This window comes from Planktothrix sp. FACHB-1365, from assembly GCF_014697575.1.
GTDB lineage: Bacteria > Cyanobacteriota > Cyanobacteriia > Cyanobacteriales > Microcoleaceae > Planktothrix.
The window spans coordinates 1-22,450 of sequence record NZ_JACJSC010000023.1; the positions used below are offsets into that span (position 1 = coordinate 1).

Sequence of the window (22,450 nt, forward strand, 5' to 3'; positions counted from 1 at the left end):
TGGGTTTGCCTTTAACTTTGTATTCTAAAACTATCATGGAATTCTCCTTGTTTCGACCTGTTTCTATGTTAACACAAATCAGGAAAATATTCACGGGGAATAAATTCCCCTGGGTCGATTTTCATCTGTTGTCTGTTGGCGTAGCCTGCCGTAAGGCATAGACACGCTCGTTTTCAATCTCCCAGGCTTGTCTTATAATCTATCCCCACTGATTTTTGCTCCCCAGGAAATCTTCTAAACTGTGCAGACACCGATCAAAAATTGATCATTGATCATCAAAGATAAATTGTTTTTTAATAAAAAAACCTTAAAGTGAACGCACGAGTGATATTGATCAGATCCAATGAATAATACTTTGAATTGATGGGGTTTATAGCTAGACTTTCTTCCCCAGGAATTGCAACTGGATTTGATGCTGTTTTTAGAGCTTTGATCCGCTCTCCTGTTTTGGGTCTGTAGAATCTTTAAAATTCTTATCGTTATGGCAAATTTTCCCCACCGATTCCACAGGTTTTCCACAGTGAAGCGGAACGTTTTCCCCAGGTAAAGCAGAGTTTTCCCCAAGAGAAGACGTGAGGTTGCAGCCTACTGGTGGAATTGGGGATTTTGCCAAGGGGAGGGAAAAGCATGAGAAAAACAAGTTATTTATGAACTTTTGTAACAGAAACAGGAGGTCAAATATCGATTCTTTCGTGACTGAATAGAAACTTCGTGACAGGTTGTAACAGTTTGCAACATTGACAACCCTACCCCTAGATCGCACAAAATGAATCGACTACCCAATTTCAAATTTTAGGGCTGAGGGGGAAATTAAGTCCCAACCCAGCCCTGATGTTGAAATTGTGCATTGTCCTGTACCAACACCGATGAGAGCAGTTTCATGAACACAAGTGTAAGTATCTTGACCGAAATTCCTGAAACGCTGCACGAATCCCTCCAGGGCTATCTGGAGACCCACCCAGACTGGGATCAAGATCGGGTTTTTTCCGCAGCCCTGTCGCTTTTTTTGTTGCAGAATGGAAATAGCAACACCCCAGAAGCATCGAGCAGTTATCGTCAAGCGGCTCGTGTTTATCAGGAAACCCTATTTCAGTCTTAGGAAGAAAAATACTCCTGTGCAGTTGTTTCAGGTGAATCAGCAACAGGGGGACGAAGAAACCATTACCTAATTTTATCGGCGTCCGGATCGAATCTAAGGTGTTGCATCAACAGGTGCACCCTTTGAGATCCGGGGGATAGAGTTAGTGGAGCGCCCTTGAGAACCGTTTACTGATCAATCAAATCGATAACCAACACTTCTAACCGTTTGAATAAAGGAAGGATTTTTAGGGTCGGGTTCAATTTTTTTCCGAATTTGACCAATATGAACATCAATCACCCGTACTCCTTCACTACTTTCATCTTGATAGCCCCAAACTTTTTGTAATAGTTCTTTGCGTTCCCAAGCTCGACCCGGTTTACTCGCTAAACAATACAGCAGATCAAATTCCAACGCACTTAAAGTGACTAATTCACCTTTAAGATAAACTTCTCGTCGATTAGGATCAATCATTAAATCCCCATAGATTAAGCTCTGGCGTTCTTTCTCCGATGTTGAGCGATGGCGCTTCAAAATGGCTTGAATCCGAAGGGTTAATTCTTCTAAATCAAAGGGTTTGGTTACAAAGTCATCTGCTCCTTGTTTTAACCCCAGTTTCGGATCTTGTTCACTGGTTAGCATTAAGATAAATACACTGGTTCGACTTTGCATTTCTCGGCATAATGCTAAACCTGTGGTATCGGGCAAATTCAAATCTAAAATCACTAAATCAGGGTTAAACTGTTCAAATGCCTTTAACGCTGAATCGCCGTCGGATGCAACCTCCAGTTGGTAGTTCTGTTGGCTAAGATAGCGACTAATTAAATTCCTGATTGCCGGATCATCATCAACTACAAGAATTTTTGCCGATGTCATAACAAGAGGGTTAAACGAAGAGGTGATTAAAAGGATAAGCTCAACACTTTTATACTCATTAAAGGCTTGAATTTTGTCCTCATTTCCTCCTCATGAATAGAGGGGATAAAAGAGGATAATATTCAAAACTTTAATATCAGTAGCTCCCCTTTAAATTGGACAATTATGTTCACCTACAAACCGTTAACAATTAATGATAATTATCTTTAATTATTGACGTTCTGTGGTGCGTCGATCAAACATATATCCCACACCCCGAATAGTTTTAATAAAAGAAGGTTTATCCGCATCAGGTTCAATTTTTTTACGAATCTGACCGATATGAACATCAACGACGCGCTGCTCCCCTTCATACTCATAATCCCACACTTCTTGCAATAATTCAGCCCTTCGCCAAGCTCGACCCGGTTTACGAGCTAAACAATACAGCAAATCAAATTCTAATGCACTGAGTGGGATTATTTCACCCCGAATATAAACCTCACGACGATTAGGATCAATGGTTAAATCCCCATAAACTAAATTTTTGGGTTGTGTTTGTGCTGGAGTTCGTTGACGCTTCAAAATCGCTTTGATGCGAAGGTTTAACTCTTCTAAATCAAAGGGTTTGGTTACAAAGTCATCTGCTCCCTCCTTCAACCCGAGTTTGGGATCTTTTTCGCTGGTTAGCATTAGGATAAATACACTGGTTCGACTTTGCATTTCTCGGCATAATGCTAAACCTGTGGTATCGGGTAAATTTAGATCCAATACTACTAAGTCAGGATTGAACTGTTCAAACCTTTCCAATGCCGAATGGCCATCACCAGCCGTGTCAACTTGATAGTCTTGTTGGCTGAGATAGCGACTAATTAAGTTCCGTATTGCCGGATCATCATCGACCACGAGAATCTTTGCAGATGCCATAACCACCCATATCGAGCAGAAGGTTGAGCAAGAATACTAAATAGACATCTCAATGTTAATGGAAAAGTTGAACCTACACCTAACAAAATGTCAATTTAGTTGTATTGCGTTACAGAGCGCGTAATATTTCAGGTAGTAGATGACCTGGAATTTGAGATAAAGCCTGATTTTGTCCCTGTAACCCAGACTCATTGTAGAAGGCACGAATGGTTCTGAGCAAATAACTCAACGTCGTTTGATGATGTTCAGTGATCTTTGAGTTAGGGATAACACCCTCTGCTGGCTGTTGTTTTTCTAGCTGACTAGACCCATTAATATCAGCTTGAAGATGGTGTTTGAGTGCGACTTCTAATAGAGAAATTCGAGTCGCTTTGCTCAGGGGGAAGTTCGAGTCTGTTGCCAGATGGTAATGCGTAAGCCCTAGGTTATTATGAGTCGCTAACGGATCAAAGGTGAGTTGGGTTGGACTCAGAGCGGATGCAATTGAGAGCGCCTTTTGATAGGCTGCAATTGCCCTTTTAAAGAATTTAGCACGAATCTCTGACTTCTGATAGTGGTTGGCTAAATGCCAATAGGCTATGCCCAAGTTATTATAGGTGGCTGCACAGGCAATGGGGGCTGATGCGCTGGTACGATAGGTTAAGGCTTGATGATAGGCATGAATGGCTTGCAGGAGCAACTTGGCTGAGGGTTGATATTGGCTGAGTGTCCAATAGGCGGTTCCTAAGTTGGTTTGGAGGAGGGCATAGTTGAGGGGGTCTTGTTGCGGGGTATAACATTCCATCGCCTCAGTATAGGCAGTAATGGCGGCTTTGAGATGAGGAATGGGGTGAGTTTTTTGGGCGAGTTTCCAATAGGTGGTTCCGAGGTTATTTTGAATTGTGGCATAATCTTGGATCTCAGAAGCATCAATTTTAGTCTTGTTTAACTTGAAGTAGGATAAGGCTTCTGTATAGGCAATTAAGGATTGTTCTAAGTTTTCAATGGGATCTCGCAGGTTGGCTAAATCGCTGTAGGCTGTTCCTAGGTTTTTTTGGATTTTGATGATCAGGTGGGGTTGAACTTCGGGGTCAATTTTCATTAAAGCATTTTGATAGAAAATAATGCTTTGTTCTAAATCGGAAACTACATCGGCTGAAGAATTTTTCTCTGGAAACCGTTGGCGAAATCGCATCCAATACAAGGTTCCTAAGTCATTACAGATATCAATAGAGTCCGGGGAATGATTTAACAATAACTCGGTTTCTGGAACAATTTCTAAGGCTTTTTCATAGGCTTGAATGGCAAGGGTATAGTTGAGTTCTGAATTGTCTCCGGCTACAATGCGATCGCGGTAAATTGTTCCTAATTGGCGATAAGCTTGACCCAGGGAGAAGGTATCGGACTGTTGTTGTAGGTACTGAATCTGATCCAGGAGTTGTTTTAAAGGATCGGATATTGTCTCGTCTAGGTGTGCAGGAACCCCAGGAGAATTTAAGGGAATCGTCTCTGATTCTACATCGCTGGGGGTTGGATCACTCATCCATTGAAATAATCCGGTTCGTCTGTGCCAAAACTCCGGTGCTGATTGTTGAATACAGCATAACCAAGGGGAAGAAATCCACAGCACTAAGCTACATTCTAAGCTGTCAAGATGCTGTTCTAGGGTGCGTAAATGCCGTAAAAATGACCATTGTATCGCCGGAGGTTGGCGGGTGAGATGTTCAACGCCTAAAATTTGAAATCCGAGCAATGATTTAGGGTCAGAATTAGATGAATTTTGAGCATACCATTGGGTAATTGCTTCAAAGGGATTAGGATCGTTTAAATCCAGTTTTAAATTAATTAAGGGTGAAAAAAGCGGGGAATTTAAACTGTGTTGGGCGGTTAAGATCGTCTGATTTTGGGCTAACAAATCTTTTTCTAATTGGAGTATCAGATAATTCCGCAACTTTAAGTTATCACAAACTGCAATAAAAATTTGATGGCGAAGTTGTAAACGGAGCGCCTGTTGTAAACGATGATAAGTTTGCTGATCAGTTTCCGATAATAGAATAGAAGAACTGTTGCTCGTCGCCATTGTCAATCATTTAGCCATTACACACCTCTATTTCTATTCTTCTATCAAGTTGTTCTGGCTCAGGAGGAGGCGACTTTTTAACGGTTATTTAAGAATAGTAAAAATTTTCACAGAACCCGCCCCTACTCTTAAAATTCCCTATTTTCCATAAGGACGAGTTCAATTGTATCTTGAGAGGTTAACAAAAAATTCCCAAAACCCATCTGGACTGAAGCGTTGATATTTTAGGATATGGAAGCAGCGAGGACGACTAAACCTCCGACTAAGGCAATCCCAGCAATACCAGCAATCAGATAATTCCGTTTTTGTGAACTCGTGGGGGGTTCGGCTGTGTAAACTTTAGGTTCGACCGCGAAGTTATTGAGTCGTCCACCCTCTTCTTTTATATAAGGCATGAGTAAAAATCCATAGATTACTATCTAGGATCAACCATAACAAAAATTTACACAAAAGGGAAACATTAACGGGTAATTGTACCTGTTAAGGGGGAAGAGGCTTCAGCATAGGTCTTGACCGGGATGCGTCCGGCGAGATAAGCTAAACGTCCGGCTTCGGTGGCCATTCCCATGGCTTTTGCCATGACTATTGGATTTTGGGCTAAAGCGATGGCTGAATTAATTAATAACGCATCCGCTCCCATTTCCATGGCTAAGGTGGCTTCACTGGGTGCACCAATGCCCGCATCCACGACAACGGGAATTTTGGCATTATCGATAATAATGGCAATATTGGCGGCGTTCCTAATTCCTTGTCCTGAACCAATGGGAGATCCTAATGGCATCACCGTTGCACAGCCAGCTTCTTCTAATCGTTTTGCTAAGAGGGGATCGGCGTTAATATAGGGTAACACCGCAAAGCCTTCTTTCACTAATTGTTCGGCGGCTTCTAAGGTTCCAATCGGGTCAGGAAGCAAATATTTACTATCAGGAATGACTTCTAATTTAACAAAATTATTGTCTTCCTGTCCTAATAATTTTGCCATTTCTCGCCCTAATCTGGCTACCCGAATGGCGTCTTCGGCGGTTTGACATCCGGCGGTATTGGGGAGCATCCAAATTTTATTCCAATCAATGGCTTCGGCTAATCCTTCATGTCCGGGGGCTTGGGTTTGGACTCGTCTAACAGCAACGGTGACAATTTCGCAGCCACTCGCTGCAATACTATCCTGCATTTGTTGGAGGTTGCGATATTTCCCGCTTCCCGTCATTAACCGAGATTTAAAGGTTTTTCCCGCAATGGTTAAGGGGGTATCCAGAAGAGATGGGGTTGGTTTTTCTAGGGTTTGCATCAGTGTTAATCTTGAGTTAAAAAGGTTCAATTTTTATTGTAATTGAATTGAGGTAAAAACCGATCAATTATCTCGGATTTTTGAAGATTAACTTCAAAAATACTAATAAATTATTTTTGTTCTTCGATTAAATAGGAACACCAATCACTCCAACTTCCTCCGTACAGTTGAGCGTGATGAATCCCCGCTAATTCTAAGGATAATAAATTAACACAGGCTGTGACTCCTGAACCACAATAAACGATAATTTCTTCAGCCTCTTTAATCTTTTCCCAGCGTTGGGATTGTTCATTTATTTTAACAAATCCGGTGGATTCTGTCACCTCTTGCCAAGGATAATTAACGGCCCCCGGAATACAGCCTGCAATGGGATCAATGGGTTCGGTTTTGCCTAAATAACATTCGGGTTCACGGGAGTCTACAACCACAACTCCGGGTAAATCTTTTCGGGCTTTTACGGTTTCAATATTAACCAACATTTCGGGATGAATTTGCGGTGTAAATTGTCCGAATTGGGCTGATGGAATTTCTGAACTAATCGGATATCCCGAATTTTTCCACTGGCTAAAACCGCCATCTAATAAAACGACTTTTTCATGTCCATAATAACGTAGCAACCACCACAACCGCGAAGCAAAAGCGAATCGAGAATCATCATAGGCGACAACTAGAGTTTGTTGAGATGTTATCCCAATTTCTGATAATTTTGCCGCCAGTTTTTCCGGGTTGGGTAGGGGGTGACGTCCGCCGTGTTTTTGAATGGGACTGGATAAATCTTGGTCTAAATCTAAATAAAATGCGCCGGGAATATGACTGTCTTGATATTGTTGTTGTCCGAGTTTGGGATTAGCTAAGGAAAATCGACAATCTACAATTACAATATTGGAATCTTCGAGATGGTTTGCTAACCAGTCTGGGGAAACAATTAATTGGGGTTCTGTCATGGCAATATTGATAATAATGTGATTTAAAGGTTTATGGGAAGCCCTGAAGGGCTTACTACTTAATCAGGAGAATTTATTTTATCATTATCATATCGTATTCTTAAATAGAATGAGTTTAATCTTTTTTACAGAAATCAGGAAAAACGTTATGATTGCTAATTCTCAACCCTATATGGCGCGTGAAGATTATCTCGAAGCTGAAAAGAACAGTCTGATTAAGCATGAATATATTCAAGGGGAAATTTATGCGATGGTGGGGGCGAGTGATGCCCATGTTACCATTGCAGGTAATCTTTTTGCCTTGTTGAGAAATTACTTAAGAGGAAAAGGCTGTCGGGTTTATATGGCGGATATGAAAGCTGATATTGAAATTTTAGATATCTATTATTATCCTGATGTGATTGTTACTTGTGATCCTAGAGATAGGGAATTTCAATATTTTAAACGATATCCTAAATTAATTGTTGAGGTGATTTTCCCTGAAACAGAAGGATTTGATCGCGGTAAAAAATTTGAAGATTATCGACATTTGGACACTTTGGAAGAATATGTTTTAATAGCTCAAGATCGGATTAGTGTAGAGTGTTTTAGAAAAAATTCTGAGGGCTTATGGGTTTTATATCCTTATAGTTCAGGACAAGAAATTTATTTAGAAAGTCTGGATTTTCGCTGTTCAATTACTGATATTTATGAAGAGGTTGAATTTCAAGTTACAACTGAATCGGATAGAAACTGGGTTTCTTTATGAGTTGATTATTATAAATAATTAGATGGTGCGTGCGCTGCGCTTACACACCCTACAGAGGAGGAAAGATGATAGAAAATCAAGGATTAATACCCCAATTAACGGCTGATGGTTCGTTTACGTTTTTCTCCTCGGAATTTGGAGAATTATTTCATAGTCATTTTGGAGCCAAACAGGAAGCAGAACAAAAGTTTGTAGTCCCCTTACAGTTAAGAAAAAAAGCCGAAACATCTCCCTTATTTTTACTTGATATTTGTTACGGGTTGGGTTATAATACAGCAGCAGCATTAACCGCTATTTGGGACGCTAATCCTAACTGCAAAATTGAATGGATCGGCTTAGAATTTGATCAACGCATTCCCCAAGCAACCTTAGAGTTTAATTTACTCCATGACTATCCTAATTATATTCAAGAAATTTTAAAACAACTGGCTCAAAATTATTATCTCAAAACAGAATTATTCAACGCTCATTTAATGATTGCGGATGCTCGAAATACCATTCAAACCGTTTACAATTCTGGGTTTAAAGCCGATGCCATTTTTCTCGATCCCTTTTCGCCGCCCCATTGTCCCCAATTGTGGACAGTCGAATTTTTAACCCTAGTTGCTCAATGTCTCAAACCCCAGGGACAGTTAGCGACTTATTCCTGTTCGGCTGCGGTCAGAAGGGCTTTACTGGATGCGGGATTAAACATTGGCTCTACCTCTCCAGTGGGTAGGCGCACACCAGGAACAATCGCCAGTTTTGAGGGTTTACCGCCTCTGTCTCTCCAAGAACAGGAACATCTGCAAACCCGCGCCGCCATCCCCTATCGAGATCCCAGTTTATCCGATACGGCGGAAGTGATTATCCTCCGTCGCCAAGCCGAACAAGACACCTCGACCCTTGAGCCCACATCCCATTGGAAGAAACGATGGCGCAGTGAGTCCATCTTGTGAAAAGATAGGTTAGGATGCGATTATCGTGTCTATTACTCACAGTTGACACCAAAACATTAGATGGTAGCGGTAGCAATTTTAGCGGCGGGACGCGGAACTCGCATGAAATCTGACCTTCCCAAGGTTTTGCATGAGTTGGGGGGGCGCACTTTAGTTCAACGGGTTTTAGAAAGTTGTGTTCGGCTGCAACCTTCTCGGCGATTAGTAATTGTGGGCTATGGCGCTGATTTAGTCCGCGATTCTCTTCAACAAACGGATACGCAACCGGCTTTAGAATTTGTTGAACAAACGGAACAATTAGGCACAGGTCATGCCATTCAACAATTACTCCCCTATTTAACAGACTTTACTGGGGATTTACTGGTTTTAAATGGGGATGTTCCTTTATTACGTCCTAACACTTTAGAACAGTTAATTACCATTCACAAAGAACATGGAAATGCAGCGACTTTATTAGCCGCCCATTTACCCAACCCAACCGGATATGGTCGGGTATTTTGTGATAGTCAAAATTTAGTCAAGCAAATTGTTGAACATCGAGACTGTACGGATGCTCAACGCCAAAATCATCGAATTAATGCGGGAGTTTATTGTTTTAATTGGCCGAAGTTAGCAGAAATTTTACCTAACCTGAAAGCCGATAATGATCAACAGGAATATTATCTCACGGATACTGTTCATCTTTTGGATCAAGTGATGGCGGTGGATGTGGATGATTATCGAGAAATTTTAGGAATTAATAGTCGCCAACATCTGGCGAATTCCTATCATGTTTTACAAGATTGGGTTAAAACGAATTGGATGGCGGCGGGAGTAACGATTATTGACCCCGATAGTGTCACGATTGATGATACGGTACAGTTAGAACCGGATGTAATTATTGAACCCCAAACCCATTTAAGGGGAAATACAATCATTCAAACGGGAAGTCGCATTGGCCCTGGAAGTTTAATCGAAAATAGTCAGATTGGAAAAAATGTCACGGTGCATTTTTCCGTTGTTTCTGATAGTGTTGTTGCGGATGAAACCCGCATAGGGCCTTATGCCCATTTAAGGGGTCATGCTAAAGTGGGTGAACACTGTCGCATCGGAAATTTTGTAGAATTGAAAAATGCTGAGGTGGGAAATTCTACTAATATTGCCCATTTATCCTATTTGGGAGATGCGACATTAGGAGATAAAGTTAATATTGGGGCGGGAACAATTACGGCTAATTATGATGGGGTGAAAAAGCATCGCACAACGATTGGAGATCGAACTAAAACCGGGTCAAATAGTGTTTTAGTCGCCCCTCTAACCCTAGGAAATGATGTCACCGTGGCGGCGGGCTCTGTTGTTACCGATAATGTCCCTGATGATAGTTTAGTCATTGCTCGTGAACGTCAAGTAATTAAACCCGGTTGGCGCTTAGAATCACCAGAATAATATTAACCCAATTCCCCATTCGTAATTCGTAATTCGTAATTCGTAATTCGTAATTCGTAATTCCCCATTCCCTATTCCCTGGTTTAATATGACTAAACTCTCATCTCCCCCTCCGGTGATTTCTTCCCCTAATTTGATTCAACAGAGTTTTCCAGGTTTATACTCCTTTTGGAAGTTCTCTCGTCCCCATACGATTATCGGTACAACTTTAAGCGTGTTGGGGATGTATTTAATTGCCATTAGTGAGTTCAGGCAATTTCCCGGTTTTAGTTGGAATGGGTTGGCTTTATTTTGCAGTTGGTTGGCTTGTATTTGTGGCAATATTTATATTGTGGGTTTAAATCAACTCGAAGATATTGAAATTGATCAAATAAATAAACCCCATTTACCCTTAGCTGCTGGAGAATACTCCCGGTTTCAAGCTCAACTGATTGTCGGAATAACGGGAATATTAGCCTTGAGTATTGCAGCGTTTCAAGGTTATTATTTATTGGGAATGGTCGCTATTAGTCTGCTATTGGGGACAATCTATTCTTTACCCCCTATTCGGTTAAAACGCTTTCCCTTTTGGGCTGCATTTTGTATTTTTACCGTTAGGGGAATTATTGTTAATTTAGGGTTATATTTACACTTTAGTTGGATTTTATCAGGAAAATCACTATTTTTAATCCCGACAATACCGCCTTCTGTTTGGGCGTTAACATTATTTATTTTAGTGTTTACCGTAGCGATCGCAATTTTTAAGGATATTCCCGATTTAGAAGGCGATCGCCAATTCCAGATTAACACCTTAACGATAAAATTAGGAACCGTAACGGTCTTTAATCTATCTCGATGGATACTGACTAGCTGTTATTTAGTGATAATTTTAGGAAGTGGGTTTTTACAATCCTCTGTTAATCCCCTATTTTTAGGATTTAGTCATTTAGTTTTATTGACTCTCTTATGGTGGCGCAGTCAAACCGTTGATTTAAGCCAGAAACAATCTATCGCCCAATTTTATCAATTTATTTGGAAACTGTTTTTCCTAGAATATTTAATCTTTCCCCTCTCCTGCTTATTCACTTAATGAAACCCAGGGGAAGCAACCCCAAAGACTGGAAAATATAGTTAAGTTTTTCTAATTCTTCTATAAAAAGAATTTTGTTTTTTAAAATATTGTCAGGGAATCTTGATATTTTATTGAAAATACCTCTCAAATAGTTGACGAAATCATAGGGGTTCTGGTAGACTTAAAAAAATACCACCCAAGGGGTTATTGTGTCTATAGGTCAAATTGGGGGCTAAAACCCTTATCCTCTCGTAAAATATCTTGATTTCCTGACGATTTTTTAGCTTGGCGATGCACGGGTTTTTGAAGGGGAACATTAAACCCAAAATAGGGGCTTGACAAAATCAACATTTTATGCAGTCAGACAATAGCGATCGCCATATACCCCGATAAATCTTAAAGACCTTTGTGGTGTCTTCCCAACTACCAAAAATCAGTAATATTATATCCAAATTCCTGGATCATTCTTCTTAATAACGGTAAACTCAAGCCAATCACATTAGTATGACATCCTTCTAATTTTTCTACAAATAAACCGCCTTTTCCTTCAATAGCAAAACACCCAGCACAGTTGAGGGGTTCTCCGGTAGCAATATAAGCTTTAATTTCACTATCAGAAATATTAGCAAAATAAACATTCGTCGTTTGACAATACACCAAGGTTTGATGGGTAGAAAGATTAATTAAAGCATGACCTGTATAGAGTTGTCCAACTTGACCTCGCATAGTTTGCCAACGGGCGATCGCTTCTTCAATATTAGCAGGTTTGCCATAAATTTCTCCCTCAACCGCCAGAACCGAATCACATCCCAAAACCAATATAATCTCCCCTTGTAATTTAGGAGAATTAATTAAAGCTTGGGTCACAACTTCTGCTTTAGCTTGGGCGAGTTTTTGGACTAACTGCACCGGATTAGAATCTTGGATTTGAGATTCATCAAAATCACTGGGGGAAATTATAGGCTGAATTCCCACCGTTTCTAATAACCGTTTGCGCGCTGGAGAAGCAGAAGCTAAAATAAATGTGATTCGATTAGGCTGAGTCATAAATGCAATGAATCTAAATTAATACACATTAAAAGATTGAACAACTTGTTCTAAAAGTTGATGAGCTTTTTGCCAACGTTTTTCAGTGGTAGAAACATTTAATGTAAATAGTTTACCGCGACTAATGGCAACACTGGCAAAATCATGACGTTTTTGATCATTAGGGAGTTGTACCGCATATTCTAACCAATAATAAAGATTCGATCCTTTCGTGTATGATTCTGCACTAATCAGTTCGGCGGTGCGTCCTGAACCTTCAGGAGCGATCGCTTTTTTGCTTAAGGTATATCCCACTTCTGTAGGGCTTCCAATATCGGATAAAGTTTGACTGGGATTAGAAATAGGATTAATCACCACACTCACATTTTCACTTTGTTCAATCATATCGTGTAGCACCGTATCGGGGCCGTTAGACACACTCACCTGCGTCCATCCATTCGGATACGCAAATTCATAACCATCTGCGGTATCAACAAAGCTATTTAATCCGACACCAACAGACACACAACCTGTTAAGCTAAGGCTAAAACAGACTAAAGCAATTGCCAAAATTCGTTTGAACATCTGAGCGTTTCCCTTATTAAATCTTGAATAAGTGCGTTTTACTGGGATCTGGGCGATCTCAGTTCTGTTATTTTCTCATTATTTGGGCGTTTGGGTTCAATTTTTATCAATTCCTGTTTGAATGGGAGTAGTTGGGGATATTCAGTTAATTAATTCATCACTTGTCTGCAAATCTTTCAAGAGTTTCTCCGTAATTTCAATCAGTTCATAGACAAAATTTTGCGTAAGTTGTGTCGTTTTAAAACCATGAGCAATGGAGTTACGGAATGAGATCGCATCCATGAGTAACCGATACTCAGATTGAGAAATTATGCCCTCTGTTGCTAGTTGTTTGACTAAATAAAGTGGATCAAGTCTTTGTAAACTCAACTCTTCTTTTTCTGTAATCAGCCTTAAAGTTGCCTCAACTAAAGACCAGCAATATAACATCGCTGATTCTAAATGCTGCGTTGTTAGTTGCTTTACCAATTGCAATTGTGATTCAATTTCATCTTTTTGCAACGAACGTTTTGCTTTCGGAAAATAGGTTATATCCTCCGGGTTAATCATCACAAACTCAAACCTCCAGCCCGGATGTTCTTCTATGACTTTGGCTAAATTTTGTAAATATTGATCAGAGTAAGAGTTGAGTGAAGCCCGTGACTTAACCTCAATAACAACTGCTTCTTCGCCCCGGCGGACTATCAGATCAGGACGATAAATTTTCAGAAATTCAGGTAATTCTTCAAGGTTAGGATGAAGGAAAATTTCGTAACCTTTTTGGCGATAATTCTCGGCTAATTTGAGTAATTGTTCTCTTTCTTGCTTGGCAGTTAAAGTTGACATCATGTAAGTACCTCTTGGTCAGGAGCATCAAGTACGATAATATGCAAAAATTGATTCCCACGGGCAAAGCCTTCTGCCAATATCGAGGTCATATTTTCTATCTTAAAGTTACCCGACAAATTCCTCTTCCTAACGATAATATCGGTTACTTGACCATCATCGACATAGGCTAACCCGATAATTGAATCTTGAATGGGTTTAACTATATTATCCACATCCATAGCCACAGAGTCATAGAAATAGGTTATTTGCAGCATAACAAATCCAGTCGCGGTTTGTTGATCCGAAGACCAGTATTTTTCCGCCTCTTGTCGTACTGTTACTTTCCATTCTCTAAGACGCTCTCGTCTACGAGCTTGTTGTGATACTGGTGGCCCATCTACTATAAACTCAAATTTGCTCAATGTGTTAATTACCCCAAACGAATCCTGTCTATAACTTACACTCTCTCTTAGCTATAGCAATTCGCGCCGAGGTTGTAATAATTTTAAACGTCTATGAAACAGCCAAAAGTAACGAAAATGATTTCTCGAATTCATCGAATCTCTTGACTTCTACTCCTAAAAAGCTGACTACAATTTGATAGAATAAAACCGGAAAATTAGGGTCAGAGAATCTCATGAGCTTAGACAAAATTATTGTTCCCTTGGATGTTCCAACTCAAGAAGAGGCGATCGCACTGGTTGAAAAACTGCCTCAAGTCACATTTTGGAAAGTCGGTTTAGAATTATTCGTTAGTTCTGGCCCTGAAATTTTAACCTTCCTCAAAGCTCAACAAAAACGAATTTTTCTCGATTTAAAATTCCATGATATTCCCAATACTGTAGCCGGAGCTTGTCGATCTGCATCCCGATATGGGGTTGATTTAATCACCGTTCATGCAACCGCCGGAAAAACAGCCTTAAAAGCAGCCCAAAAAGCAGCCGAAGAAGGTGCAAACCAGTCAGGGTATCCCGTCCCCAAATTAATCGCCATTACCCTATTAACCAGTTTAAATTCCAGAGATTTAGCCTTTGATTTAAAAGTCCCTTTAGAATTACCAGAATATACGTTAAATATGGCTTTATTAGCTCAAGAAAGCGGGTTAGCAGGAGCCGTTTGTTCCCCCCAAGAAGTCTCCCAACTCCGTCAAACCTGCGGAGATGAGTTTCTATTCGTCTGTCCTGGGGTACGTCCCACTTGGTCAGAACGTGGCGATCAACAACGCACCTTTACCCCCGCCCAAGCCCTCAAAGCCGGAGCCGACTACCTTGTCATCGGACGTCCGATCACCGCCTCGGATGATCCCGTTAAGGCCCTAGAACGTATTATTGAGGAAATGGGTTGACAGTTGGGTGTTGGATGGGTGGATGGTGCGTGCGCGGAGCTTACGCACCCTACAGTTTTAGGTCAACGGCTACCCGATGGGCACAGGCGAAGCCGGAGAAGGCAACAGCGTTTAATCCTTGGCCGGGGAATGTGCTATCACCGACACAATATAACCCTCGAATAGAAGTGCGGTTAAAGGGCATTCCTAGGAGTCCCTTTAACTTATGGGCGGGAATGGGGCCATAGGTTCCATCCTGTCGGTTCAAAAAGCGACGATGCGATCGCGCCGTTCCCACTTCCATATAATCTAACCCCGCATCTAACCCCGGAAAAAAGGTTTCTAAATGATTAATAATTCTACCTGCGGCTTCTTCTTTTTTAGCTTCATATTCAGACTCTGGTAATTTTTCCCACTCATCAATCCAACTAGGGGTAAACACATGAACAATATGATACCCTTCTGGAGCTAAACTCGGATCTAATAAAGTGGGAATAGAGACAAAAATTGTCCCTTCTGGTTCCTCCATTTTTTCCCAATCTTGAACAATAATATGGTGACAATCCGTTTCCGGGGGGAAGACAGACGCTTCAACTCCTAAATGTAAACTCAAGAAACTTGGAGATTTTTGATAGCGTTCTCGCCATTTATGTTCAGCCCTGGGAATTAATTCCGGGGGAATTAACTTACCAAAGGTATCCCAACGAGTCGCATTAGAAACGATGCGTTTTCCGCGATAAACTGTACCATCAACCAGTTCCACACCCACCGCTTTTCCGTTTTCTAATAAAATTTGTTTAACTCGGGCTTTATATTGAATTTGTCCCCCGAATTTTTCTAATCCTTCAACTAATTTCAGGGCGATTTGACCGACTCCTCCTTTAGGATAATTAATTCCTCCATAATGGCGATCAGAAAATACCATTCCAGCGTTGATCATCGGAGTTAAATCCGCCGGAACCACTGACCAGCAGTAACATTCAATATCGATAAATTTTAAAAGTTCAGGATCAGTAATATAACGTTTCGCTATATCCCCGACATTTTGGGGAAGATACTGCACTAACCCTAAACAAGATCCCGGCTCTTGGAAAAACACCCGCATTAAGTAACGAGGTTCTTCCAAGGACAGTAACTCCATTGAGTTCAAACAGTTAAAGACGTTCCAGCATTCATCATAAAATTTACGAATTCCTTTTTCTTCGTGGGGGAACCGGGTAATGAGTTCTTGCAAAAATTTCTCATAATCCCGGTGAACTCTCAATGTCAGATCATTGGGTAGATGATAGTGGATTTGAACCGGATCGGGAATCGTCTCTAACGTTACGTTTACCGCTTGTAACGCACGGGTGAGCAGATTGGTGGTTCCTTTATCCCCAAAGCCAAAAATCATCGACGCACCGACATCAAATCGATATCCCTCTCGTTCAAAATATGCAGAACTTCCACCGGGGATGATATAGCTTTCCAACACAAGAACTTTTGCGCCCTTCGCAGCTAATTGGGTCGCAGTCACCAGTCCTCCAATACCAGAACCAATGACAATCACGTCAAATTCCTGATATGCGTTAGAACTATATTCAGTAAAAGACTGGAATGGCGTAGAAACAGGCATCGGGTCAACTCTCTTAAGCATTTCCTGACTCTACAGTGTAGCGTCTTCCGCCCAATTCAGAGAGTTCAATCTTCACACTTCCCCCAAAAACCCTTAACTACTATGGCGCTACGCGAAGCGGGAACAGGGAACAGGGAACAGGAAACAGGGAGCACTTTGACAAGCGAGCGTGCTTCGCAGTAAGAAGTGAAAGGGTTTCAGGATTCAAAAAATATCCTAACTCTAATGCGTAGTGCTATAACTCTTAACCCCCTGCTCCCCCATCTCCCCCTTGTCCCCTTGTCCCCTTGTCCCCTTGTCCCCCCGTCCCCTTGTCCCCTTATCCCCAACAAGAAATTCGGGGCCAGTCTACCATTGCGGACTGCCCCGTTTGCCGATCCTTTGAGAGGAGAACACTACAATTTACTATAGTCTTATTGAAAATAATTGTCAACTCATAGTTACATTTTTTAAAATATTGAGTAAAAATTTGGGTTTCTAGCTTTGTCGTTATAGGATGTCACTATGGAGCAAAAAATATACTTAGTCTAACTTTTAGCTTTTAAGTGGCTCATATCGTCCCACGTTAACTTATGAAACACACCCTATCTGTTCTAGTAGAAGATGAAGCCGGAGTCCTGACGCGAATTGCAGGTTTGTTTGCGCGTCGAGGTTTCAATATTGAGAGTTTAGCCGTAGGCCCTGCTGAACAATCAGGTATTTCTCGAATTACAATGGTTGTTCCGGGAGATGACCACATTATTGAACAGTTGACCAAACAACTCTACAAACTGATCAATGTGCTCAAAGTGCAGGATATTACCGAGGTTCCCTGTGTGGAACGAGAGTTGATGCTATTAAAGGTCAATTACAATAGCAGCACCACTCGCTCAGAAATTATTGAGTTAGCCCAAATTTTCCGAGCGCGGGTTGTGGATATTGGCGATGACTCCCTAACCATCGAAGTCGTCGGCGACCCTGGAAAAATGGTGGCCATTGTCCAAGTCTTAAGTCGCTTTGGCATTCGGGAAATTGCTCGCACGGGTAAAATTGTCTTGGTGCGGGAGTCGGGCGTTAATACCGAATTCCTCAAAACTCAAGCTCCTGTTGAAGCTCGATTTTAAGATTGACCTGTTCAGGGTAAGGGCGAGGACACCTCGCCCCTATGGTTAGGGGGGATAGGATCTTCCTTTTTGAAGAAATGTTGATTTTTAAGTCATTTTTCAAAAAAATTGTTAGAATAGAAAGAGGTGAGCGATCGCATAGTGTTGAGGCTCATCGGTTAAAGTTATGAAAATAAACGTGATGAATGAACAGGATTGTTCAGCCGTTTATAACGCGCTGATAGAGATGTTAAATTCTGTAAAATTGGGGTGGGTAACAGAACAAGTCGCCGATGTTATTAGTGCGGGAAAAACCACTGAAGAGATGGTATCCGGTCGAAAATCTCCTGATTTAAAATTAAGTTATTATACCCCCCAAGAACAATTATTACTGTTGATTTATGCCATTGAAAAATCAGTCATTCATACCGGAGAAATTGAAGGTGAAATCATGGATATTTTGAGCCATGAAGCGACAACTTCTGATTTAAAACCCGAATTAAGATTTACCTCATCGGTGGATGGCAAAGGTAAACTGTTTAAATATAATATTGAATCCGTTAATAGCCGACAAGAAAAAATTCAAGAATTACAAAAATTATTAGGACAATTACGTCAGGAGATTGGAAGTGATGCCAATTAATACAGCCTTACTAGAAAATATTAATCAACAGTTAAAACAAAGTTTAAATTCTGATCTCAAAACAGCTAGAGATCTTGACGATTGGTTTAAATTTTACATTTTTAATATTATTGTCAAAGCCGCCCGAAATGAAGGAGCCTTCGTTTATTATAAAGATGTTTTGAAACGAAATCCTGAAACCTTAGTTTTTCGTAGACGGGCTGGACAAATTTATGATCTCACCCAACCTTATACCCATGCTGTGATTGAATTTGAACAAAAACCTCCGTTAGAAATTCATGTCGGAGTTAAAATTCATGGTCGGTTAAGGGTGTTATATGATTGTGATGTTTGTGTTCTCTATAAAATGGAAGCCGATAGTTGTCGCACCAATAAACGAGAACCGCGCGCCTCTCGAATTTTCCTCGCCATAGATTGTCAACATTATGCCTCAGAATTGCGCCTAGAATTTGCTCAAGCTTTTATTGCGTTTTCTTCAGAATTAAGAGTAGCTGGGGATTGTTATTTTGTATCTAATAGTGCGTCTAATCCCGTGGCGAAACTATTAGCGAGTCGGAAACGTAAATGGGAATATGATATTGTTCCTAGCCAAACCAATAATGTTAATCGGTTGATGTACGAATTTCAGACAAAATTTAAAGACTTTAAAGCTAGAAATTAATCTGTTAAAGGTTAACTTAGGAATATTTCAACCCCAGATGATCCAGGCAAAAAATGTTGATCTTAAGGGATTTTTGCCTTGATCCGAGGTCAGCAGAGGAGAGAGGATTATTAACTGTCCCCCTGATCTGCAACAATAGTAACATCCCCGCTCGGAAGGGTTGAGGGACTGTTGTGTTTTTTCATTCAACTCAAAACACTTGGGATATGAAACGTTATCGTTCAATTCTGGCTTGCATTTTAGCCCTAGTTACAACATTTGTCGTCGGTTGCGGTTCTCCGAAAGTGGAAATTCCTAAAACCTATACCGAAGCCCAAATTCAACAAATCCAAAAATATAACTCTGATCTTTTAGCCCTGCGCGATCGCTTCACAACCGAACTTCCTCGGTATATTAGCGCTCGGAATTGGGTACAAGTGGACACCTTTATTCACGGGCCATTGGGAACCTTATTGCAAGAAATGAATTATTTAACCAAAAACTTGTTACCCGATGCCCAGCCTAAAGCCCGTGAACTGGCTAGAGAAGTGTTTGATCACTTAGTTGAAGTGACCAAAGCCGCAGAAAACCGTGATCCAGTAAAAGCTGCGTCAGGATATCAAGAAGCACTCAAAGATTTAGATTCATTTTTGAGTTTAGTTCCTCAAGCTTAAGGAACATTGATTGAATCTGGAATCAATTTGAGATATAATAGAGGCGTGAAATATCACGTCTCTATTCGATTTTTAAAGCATAAATTCCGAGGCAACAATCATCGTTCCTATCCCGGCATCCGTAAACACTTCTTGTAATAAGGCATGGGGAACACGACCATCTAAAATATGAGCCGCCCGAACTCCTTGAGCCAAACTTCTGACACAACAAGTCACTTTAGGAATCATACCCCCCGAAACAATTCCTTGGTCAATTAATTGTCTTGCTTCCTGAATATTAACTTGGGCAATTAAAGTATCAGGATTATGATAATCTTCTAAAATTCCGGCCGTATCTGTTAATAGAATTAACTTTTCAGCACCCAAAGCCGCCGCAATTTCCCCCGCAACCGTATCGGCATTCATATTATAAGCCTGTCCATTTTCATCCGTTGCGACACTAGAAACCACAGGAATATAACCACTACTGACCAAAGATTCTAATAATTTAGTATTAACACTGCTCACTTCCCCCACAAACCCAATATCCGCTTGACCTTGAGGACGAGCTTTAATTAAATTGGCATCTTTCCCGCATAACCCAACGGCTTCTCCTCCAGCTTGGTTAATCAGAGAAACAATTTCTTTATTCACCCGACCCACTAACACCATTTCCACCACATCCATCGTTGCTGCATCCGTCACGCGCAACCCATTTTTAAATTGAGGTTGAATTCCCAGTTTTCCCAACCAACTGTTAATTTCCGGGCCACCTCCATGAACCACCACCACTCGAATTCCGACAAAGGAAAGTAACACAATATCTTGCATCACCTTATCTTTGAGGGAACTATCCTTCATCGCAGCCCCACCATATTTCACCACAATAGTACGATTGGAAAACTTTTGAATATAGGGGAGCGCTTCACTAAGGACTTTAGCGCGAATCGCCGTTTCGGTTTTGTCGAAGTCGCTATATTTAAGCATAGAAATTTCCTGAGCACGTTTAGAGACGGATTCATTAGGGTTTTGGTTCATTAGGTCAAGATCTTACCGAACCCGCCCCTAAGATTTTAGTTGATTTGAGGGTTCCATAAATGCCCACCAACGACTAAGCGGCAAATAGATGACAGGAGCCCACAAACTGCTCAAAATGGCCGTTGACAGTGCCACCCGTTGTTGATGTAGCCACAGTTGTTCTAAATCGGAATAACCAAAGGCACTAAATTGTAAACCTCGAATCGTTTCTACGATAACAGCCATACCAAAAACAATCAAAGCAACAGAAATAAAATCCTCCTGAATTTTTTTGATAATACGTTTGTAAATAACAACGGTTAAAACAGCAACGGCAATAAAGGGAAGGATATGGGAAGGTTGAACGCGGGTTAATCCATCTAAAATTAATCCACAGGTTAAACCTCCAATAACGGCTTCGAGTAAAGTGCGTTTAATACTCCAAGCCACCAGCCAAATTAACACCCAGTTTGGAGTAATCCCAAACAATTCTATGCCAGGGATACGAACCAAAGATAACCACATACAAACCATTAAGGAAATAATGGTAACAGTCCAATTTAAAACTTGATTTGGTTTAAAAAACATGAATATAGCAATCCTATTTGAGTTGTATCCTAAAATTTCGGTTCAAAAGGGAACAGGGAACAGGGAACAGGGAACAGGGAACAGGGAACAGGGAACAGGGAACAGGGAACAGGGAACAGGGATAATACTTTTGGCTGTTTCATATCAGTTTTAAATTATTACAACCTCTGTCTTGAAGGCGCGGATTGCTATATTTAGGGAATTAATTCATTAAAAATTACTATTTTTGTTGAATGATACACGGGTTTTAGAAATAAGTTAAGGCGGATAGACAAAACCCTAGAATTTAATTTAAACCTTAAATCTATTGCCCTGGCGGGATAGGTTGTACAGAAGGATTAAGAGTTTTATTCGATTCCGAAGATTTTTTTGCATTAGGATAAATAATCACCCATTCTAAAGAAGAAATCGGCGCAAAAAATTCAACAATTGCTTCAGGAGCAGGAGCTTTATTCATATCTAAAGAAATAACTTTTCCAATGGGTAAACCGGCGGGTACAATCTGACTAAAAGCGGAGGTTACAACCACATCTCCCACCTTAACATTGGGATCACTTTCAAAGAATTCCATCACGCCTTGCTCCGTCGCATTTCCCTTCAAAAATCCCATATTGCGACTGCGGCTAACAGTGACTCCAATCCGACTCATCGGATCACTCAGAAGCATGACTGTGCTAGTATTAGGGGTGACACTGATGACTCGTCCGATTAATCCCCCAGGTGCCACAACTAAATCTTGATTTTGAATTTCTTGCTGACTCCCACGACCGATAATAATTTGTTTCCACCAGGAATCTGCACTGCGACCGATTACAGGAGAAACAATTCCTTTATCTTGTTTTTTAGAAGCCACATAATTTAAAAGTTCTTGAAACTTTTGATTTTGGGTTTGTAATTCTTGAATTTGAGCTTCTAATTGATTAATTCGCGGAGCAATTTGTCGAACAATTTTCTCTTGTTCTGTAACTGTTGATGTTGCTAAATGAAAGGGACGAGTTAACCAATAATACATTTCATATAACCCCGCTCCTTGGGTTTGTCGGACTAACCAAGCCGCTAAAACGGCTAAACCCAGTAAAATCCATTGATTCCGACTCCGATTCCACCAACTCCGTGTTTCCATACATCAGACCATTAAACGCTTAAAAAAAATTGAG

General features: G+C 40.7%; 25 protein-coding genes. 10 read left to right on the forward strand and 15 right to left on the reverse strand.

All coding sequences use genetic code 11. The features are described 5' to 3' along the window. Nucleotides 1–880: 880 nt before the first annotated feature. A complete protein-coding gene (locus tag H6G57_RS20530; RefSeq protein ID WP_190521889.1) occupies nucleotides 881–1,099 on the forward strand; it encodes a DUF2811 domain-containing protein in 219 nt (72 codons plus the stop codon). Between the two features lie 174 nt (nucleotides 1,100–1,273). On the opposite strand, the gene H6G57_RS20535 is transcribed toward H6G57_RS20530, so the two are convergent. From H6G57_RS20535 to H6G57_RS20560, 6 genes are all read right to left on the reverse strand, one after another. Beyond that, nucleotides 1,274–1,954 carry a response regulator transcription factor gene (locus H6G57_RS20535; protein WP_190521891.1) on the reverse strand — a complete coding sequence of 227 codons (681 nt, stop codon included), beginning with the start codon at nucleotides 1,952–1,954 and terminating at the stop codon, nucleotides 1,274–1,276. Between the two features lie 210 nt (nucleotides 1,955–2,164). After that, nucleotides 2,165–2,860 (reverse strand): response regulator transcription factor, encoded by a 696-nt coding sequence (locus H6G57_RS20540; protein ID WP_190521893.1) that lies wholly within the window; start codon nucleotides 2,858–2,860, stop codon nucleotides 2,165–2,167. A gap of 109 nt (nucleotides 2,861–2,969) precedes the next feature. Further along, nucleotides 2,970–4,919 carry a tetratricopeptide repeat protein gene (locus H6G57_RS20545; protein ID WP_190521895.1) on the reverse strand — a complete coding sequence of 650 codons (1,950 nt, stop codon included), beginning with the start codon at nucleotides 4,917–4,919 and terminating at the stop codon, nucleotides 2,970–2,972. A gap of 224 nt (nucleotides 4,920–5,143) precedes the next feature. Further along, the gene (psb34, locus tag H6G57_RS20550) at nucleotides 5,144–5,314 is read right to left on the reverse strand and encodes a photosystem II assembly protein Psb34 (protein WP_190521897.1); all 171 of its coding nucleotides are present in this window, start codon (nucleotides 5,312–5,314) and stop codon (nucleotides 5,144–5,146) included. Between the two features lie 65 nt (nucleotides 5,315–5,379). Further along, on the reverse strand, nucleotides 5,380–6,207 hold the full coding sequence (locus H6G57_RS20555; RefSeq protein WP_190521899.1) for a thiazole synthase: 828 nt from the start codon (nucleotides 6,205–6,207) through the stop codon (nucleotides 5,380–5,382). Between the two features lie 110 nt (nucleotides 6,208–6,317). After that, nucleotides 6,318–7,151: a sulfurtransferase gene (locus H6G57_RS20560; protein WP_190521901.1), complete on the reverse strand. Its 834-nt coding sequence runs from the start codon at nucleotides 7,149–7,151 to the stop codon at nucleotides 6,318–6,320. A gap of 148 nt (nucleotides 7,152–7,299) precedes the next feature. Between H6G57_RS20560 and H6G57_RS20565 the strand changes: the two genes are divergently transcribed. The 4 genes from H6G57_RS20565 to H6G57_RS20580 all read left to right on the forward strand — a co-directional run bounded on the left by H6G57_RS20565 (nucleotide 7,300) and on the right by H6G57_RS20580 (nucleotide 11,331). Beyond that, nucleotides 7,300–7,899 carry a Uma2 family endonuclease gene (locus H6G57_RS20565; RefSeq protein ID WP_190521903.1) on the forward strand — a complete coding sequence of 200 codons (600 nt, stop codon included), beginning with the start codon at nucleotides 7,300–7,302 and terminating at the stop codon, nucleotides 7,897–7,899. Between the two features lie 65 nt (nucleotides 7,900–7,964). Continuing rightward, nucleotides 7,965–8,837, forward strand: coding sequence for a tRNA (5-methylaminomethyl-2-thiouridine)(34)-methyltransferase MnmD (locus H6G57_RS20570; RefSeq protein ID WP_190521905.1), 873 nt, complete (start codon nucleotides 7,965–7,967; stop codon nucleotides 8,835–8,837). A 60-nt stretch (nucleotides 8,838–8,897) separates the two neighbouring features. Further along, nucleotides 8,898–10,262, forward strand: coding sequence for a bifunctional UDP-N-acetylglucosamine diphosphorylase/glucosamine-1-phosphate N-acetyltransferase GlmU (gene glmU / locus H6G57_RS20575; protein WP_190521907.1), 1,365 nt, complete (start codon nucleotides 8,898–8,900; stop codon nucleotides 10,260–10,262). 88 nt (nucleotides 10,263–10,350) lie between these two features. Continuing rightward, nucleotides 10,351–11,331, forward strand: coding sequence for a homogentisate phytyltransferase (locus tag H6G57_RS20580; protein ID WP_190521908.1), 981 nt, complete (start codon nucleotides 10,351–10,353; stop codon nucleotides 11,329–11,331). 195 nt (nucleotides 11,332–11,526) lie between these two features. On the opposite strand, the gene H6G57_RS28785 is transcribed toward H6G57_RS20580, so the two are convergent. The 5 genes from H6G57_RS28785 to H6G57_RS20600 all read right to left on the reverse strand — a co-directional run bounded on the left by H6G57_RS28785 (nucleotide 11,527) and on the right by H6G57_RS20600 (nucleotide 14,153). Further along, nucleotides 11,527–11,664: a hypothetical protein gene (locus tag H6G57_RS28785; protein ID WP_206756698.1), complete on the reverse strand. Its 138-nt coding sequence runs from the start codon at nucleotides 11,662–11,664 to the stop codon at nucleotides 11,527–11,529. Between the two features lie 72 nt (nucleotides 11,665–11,736). Further along, a complete protein-coding gene (locus tag H6G57_RS20585; RefSeq protein ID WP_190521910.1) occupies nucleotides 11,737–12,360 on the reverse strand; it encodes a nucleoside triphosphate pyrophosphatase in 624 nt (207 codons plus the stop codon). Between the two features lie 18 nt (nucleotides 12,361–12,378). Then, nucleotides 12,379–12,924, reverse strand: coding sequence for a photosystem II reaction center PsbP (gene psbP / locus H6G57_RS20590; RefSeq protein ID WP_190521912.1), 546 nt, complete (start codon nucleotides 12,922–12,924; stop codon nucleotides 12,379–12,381). Between the two features lie 141 nt (nucleotides 12,925–13,065). Next, nucleotides 13,066–13,752, reverse strand: a complete 687-nt coding sequence (locus H6G57_RS20595) for a hypothetical protein (RefSeq protein ID WP_199314391.1) — start codon at nucleotides 13,750–13,752, stop codon at nucleotides 13,066–13,068. After that, complete coding sequence (locus H6G57_RS20600; RefSeq protein WP_190521916.1) at nucleotides 13,749–14,153, reverse strand: RusA family crossover junction endodeoxyribonuclease; 405 nt, start codon at nucleotides 14,151–14,153, stop codon at nucleotides 13,749–13,751. Before H6G57_RS20600 ends, H6G57_RS20595 begins: the two co-directional genes overlap by 4 nt. Nucleotides 14,154–14,368: 215 nt before the next feature. Here H6G57_RS20600 and pyrF point away from each other — a divergent pair, with 215 nt between their 5' ends. Further along, nucleotides 14,369–15,076: an orotidine-5'-phosphate decarboxylase gene (gene pyrF, locus H6G57_RS20605; RefSeq protein WP_190521918.1), complete on the forward strand. Its 708-nt coding sequence runs from the start codon at nucleotides 14,369–14,371 to the stop codon at nucleotides 15,074–15,076. Between the two features lie 49 nt (nucleotides 15,077–15,125). On the opposite strand, the gene crtH is transcribed toward pyrF, so the two are convergent. Further along, nucleotides 15,126–16,670 (reverse strand): carotenoid isomerase, encoded by a 1,545-nt coding sequence (gene crtH / locus H6G57_RS20610; protein ID WP_190521920.1) that lies wholly within the window; start codon nucleotides 16,668–16,670, stop codon nucleotides 15,126–15,128. 572 nt (nucleotides 16,671–17,242) lie between these two features. Here crtH and ilvN point away from each other — a divergent pair. From ilvN to psbQ, 4 genes are all read left to right on the forward strand, one after another. After that, nucleotides 17,243–17,773, forward strand: a complete 531-nt coding sequence (ilvN, locus tag H6G57_RS20615) for an acetolactate synthase small subunit (RefSeq protein WP_072719663.1) — start codon at nucleotides 17,243–17,245, stop codon at nucleotides 17,771–17,773. Nucleotides 17,774–17,939: 166 nt separating this feature from the next. Next, entirely contained in the window at nucleotides 17,940–18,395 is a 456-nt protein-coding gene (locus H6G57_RS29110; protein WP_228041758.1) for a hypothetical protein, read from the forward strand. Next, nucleotides 18,385–19,056 (forward strand): hypothetical protein, encoded by a 672-nt coding sequence (locus H6G57_RS29115; RefSeq protein ID WP_242049045.1) that lies wholly within the window; start codon nucleotides 18,385–18,387, stop codon nucleotides 19,054–19,056. Before H6G57_RS29110 ends, H6G57_RS29115 begins: the two co-directional genes overlap by 11 nt. 206 nt (nucleotides 19,057–19,262) lie before the next feature. Continuing rightward, nucleotides 19,263–19,709 (forward strand): photosystem II protein PsbQ, encoded by a 447-nt coding sequence (gene psbQ, locus H6G57_RS20625; RefSeq protein ID WP_190521921.1) that lies wholly within the window; start codon nucleotides 19,263–19,265, stop codon nucleotides 19,707–19,709. Nucleotides 19,710–19,781: 72 nt separating this feature from the next. On the opposite strand, the gene argB is transcribed toward psbQ, so the two are convergent. The 3 genes from argB to mreC all read right to left on the reverse strand — a co-directional run bounded on the left by argB (nucleotide 19,782) and on the right by mreC (nucleotide 22,416). Beyond that, the gene (gene argB, locus H6G57_RS20630; protein ID WP_190521923.1) at nucleotides 19,782–20,675 is read right to left on the reverse strand and encodes an acetylglutamate kinase; all 894 of its coding nucleotides are present in this window, start codon (nucleotides 20,673–20,675) and stop codon (nucleotides 19,782–19,784) included. A 78-nt stretch (nucleotides 20,676–20,753) separates the two neighbouring features. After that, a complete protein-coding gene (gene mreD / locus H6G57_RS20635; RefSeq protein ID WP_190521925.1) occupies nucleotides 20,754–21,293 on the reverse strand; it encodes a rod shape-determining protein MreD in 540 nt (179 codons plus the stop codon). A gap of 304 nt (nucleotides 21,294–21,597) precedes the next feature. Next, complete coding sequence (mreC, locus tag H6G57_RS20640) at nucleotides 21,598–22,416, reverse strand: rod shape-determining protein MreC (protein ID WP_190521927.1); 819 nt, start codon at nucleotides 22,414–22,416, stop codon at nucleotides 21,598–21,600. Between the last annotated feature and the right edge of the window lie 34 nt (nucleotides 22,417–22,450).

Coding starts and splice junctions, on each gene's coding strand:
- H6G57_RS20530 (WP_190521889.1), top strand. CDS start 881: ATGAACACAAGTGTAAGTATCTTGACCGAAATTCCTGAAACGCTGCAC.
- H6G57_RS20535 (WP_190521891.1), bottom strand. CDS start 1,954: ATGACATCGGCAAAAATTCTTGTAGTTGATGATGATCCGGCAATCAGG.
- H6G57_RS20540 (WP_190521893.1), bottom strand. CDS start 2,860: ATGGCATCTGCAAAGATTCTCGTGGTCGATGATGATCCGGCAATACGG.
- H6G57_RS20545 (WP_190521895.1), bottom strand. CDS start 4,919: ATGGCGACGAGCAACAGTTCTTCTATTCTATTATCGGAAACTGATCAG.
- psb34 (WP_190521897.1), bottom strand. CDS start 5,314: ATGCCTTATATAAAAGAAGAGGGTGGACGACTCAATAACTTCGCGGTC.
- H6G57_RS20555 (WP_190521899.1), bottom strand. CDS start 6,207: ATGCAAACCCTAGAAAAACCAACCCCATCTCTTCTGGATACCCCCTTA.
- H6G57_RS20560 (WP_190521901.1), bottom strand. CDS start 7,151: ATGACAGAACCCCAATTAATTGTTTCCCCAGACTGGTTAGCAAACCAT.
- H6G57_RS20565 (WP_190521903.1), top strand. CDS start 7,300: ATGATTGCTAATTCTCAACCCTATATGGCGCGTGAAGATTATCTCGAA.
- H6G57_RS20570 (WP_190521905.1), top strand. CDS start 7,965: ATGATAGAAAATCAAGGATTAATACCCCAATTAACGGCTGATGGTTCG.
- glmU (WP_190521907.1), top strand. CDS start 8,898: ATGGTAGCGGTAGCAATTTTAGCGGCGGGACGCGGAACTCGCATGAAA.
- H6G57_RS20580 (WP_190521908.1), top strand. CDS start 10,351: ATGACTAAACTCTCATCTCCCCCTCCGGTGATTTCTTCCCCTAATTTG.
- H6G57_RS28785 (WP_206756698.1), bottom strand. CDS start 11,664: ATGTTGATTTTGTCAAGCCCCTATTTTGGGTTTAATGTTCCCCTTCAA.
- H6G57_RS20585 (WP_190521910.1), bottom strand. CDS start 12,360: ATGACTCAGCCTAATCGAATCACATTTATTTTAGCTTCTGCTTCTCCA.
- psbP (WP_190521912.1), bottom strand. CDS start 12,924: ATGTTCAAACGAATTTTGGCAATTGCTTTAGTCTGTTTTAGCCTTAGC.
- H6G57_RS20595 (WP_199314391.1), bottom strand. CDS start 13,752: ATGATGTCAACTTTAACTGCCAAGCAAGAAAGAGAACAATTACTCAAA.
- pyrF (WP_190521918.1), top strand. CDS start 14,369: ATGAGCTTAGACAAAATTATTGTTCCCTTGGATGTTCCAACTCAAGAA.
- crtH (WP_190521920.1), bottom strand. CDS start 16,670: ATGCCTGTTTCTACGCCATTCCAGTCTTTTACTGAATATAGTTCTAAC.
- ilvN (WP_072719663.1), top strand. CDS start 17,243: ATGAAACACACCCTATCTGTTCTAGTAGAAGATGAAGCCGGAGTCCTG.
- H6G57_RS29110 (WP_228041758.1), top strand. CDS start 17,940: ATGAAAATAAACGTGATGAATGAACAGGATTGTTCAGCCGTTTATAAC.
- H6G57_RS29115 (WP_242049045.1), top strand. CDS start 18,385: ATGCCAATTAATACAGCCTTACTAGAAAATATTAATCAACAGTTAAAA.
- psbQ (WP_190521921.1), top strand. CDS start 19,263: ATGAAACGTTATCGTTCAATTCTGGCTTGCATTTTAGCCCTAGTTACA.
- argB (WP_190521923.1), bottom strand. CDS start 20,675: ATGCTTAAATATAGCGACTTCGACAAAACCGAAACGGCGATTCGCGCT.
- mreD (WP_190521925.1), bottom strand. CDS start 21,293: ATGTTTTTTAAACCAAATCAAGTTTTAAATTGGACTGTTACCATTATT.
- mreC (WP_190521927.1), bottom strand. CDS start 22,416: ATGGAAACACGGAGTTGGTGGAATCGGAGTCGGAATCAATGGATTTTA.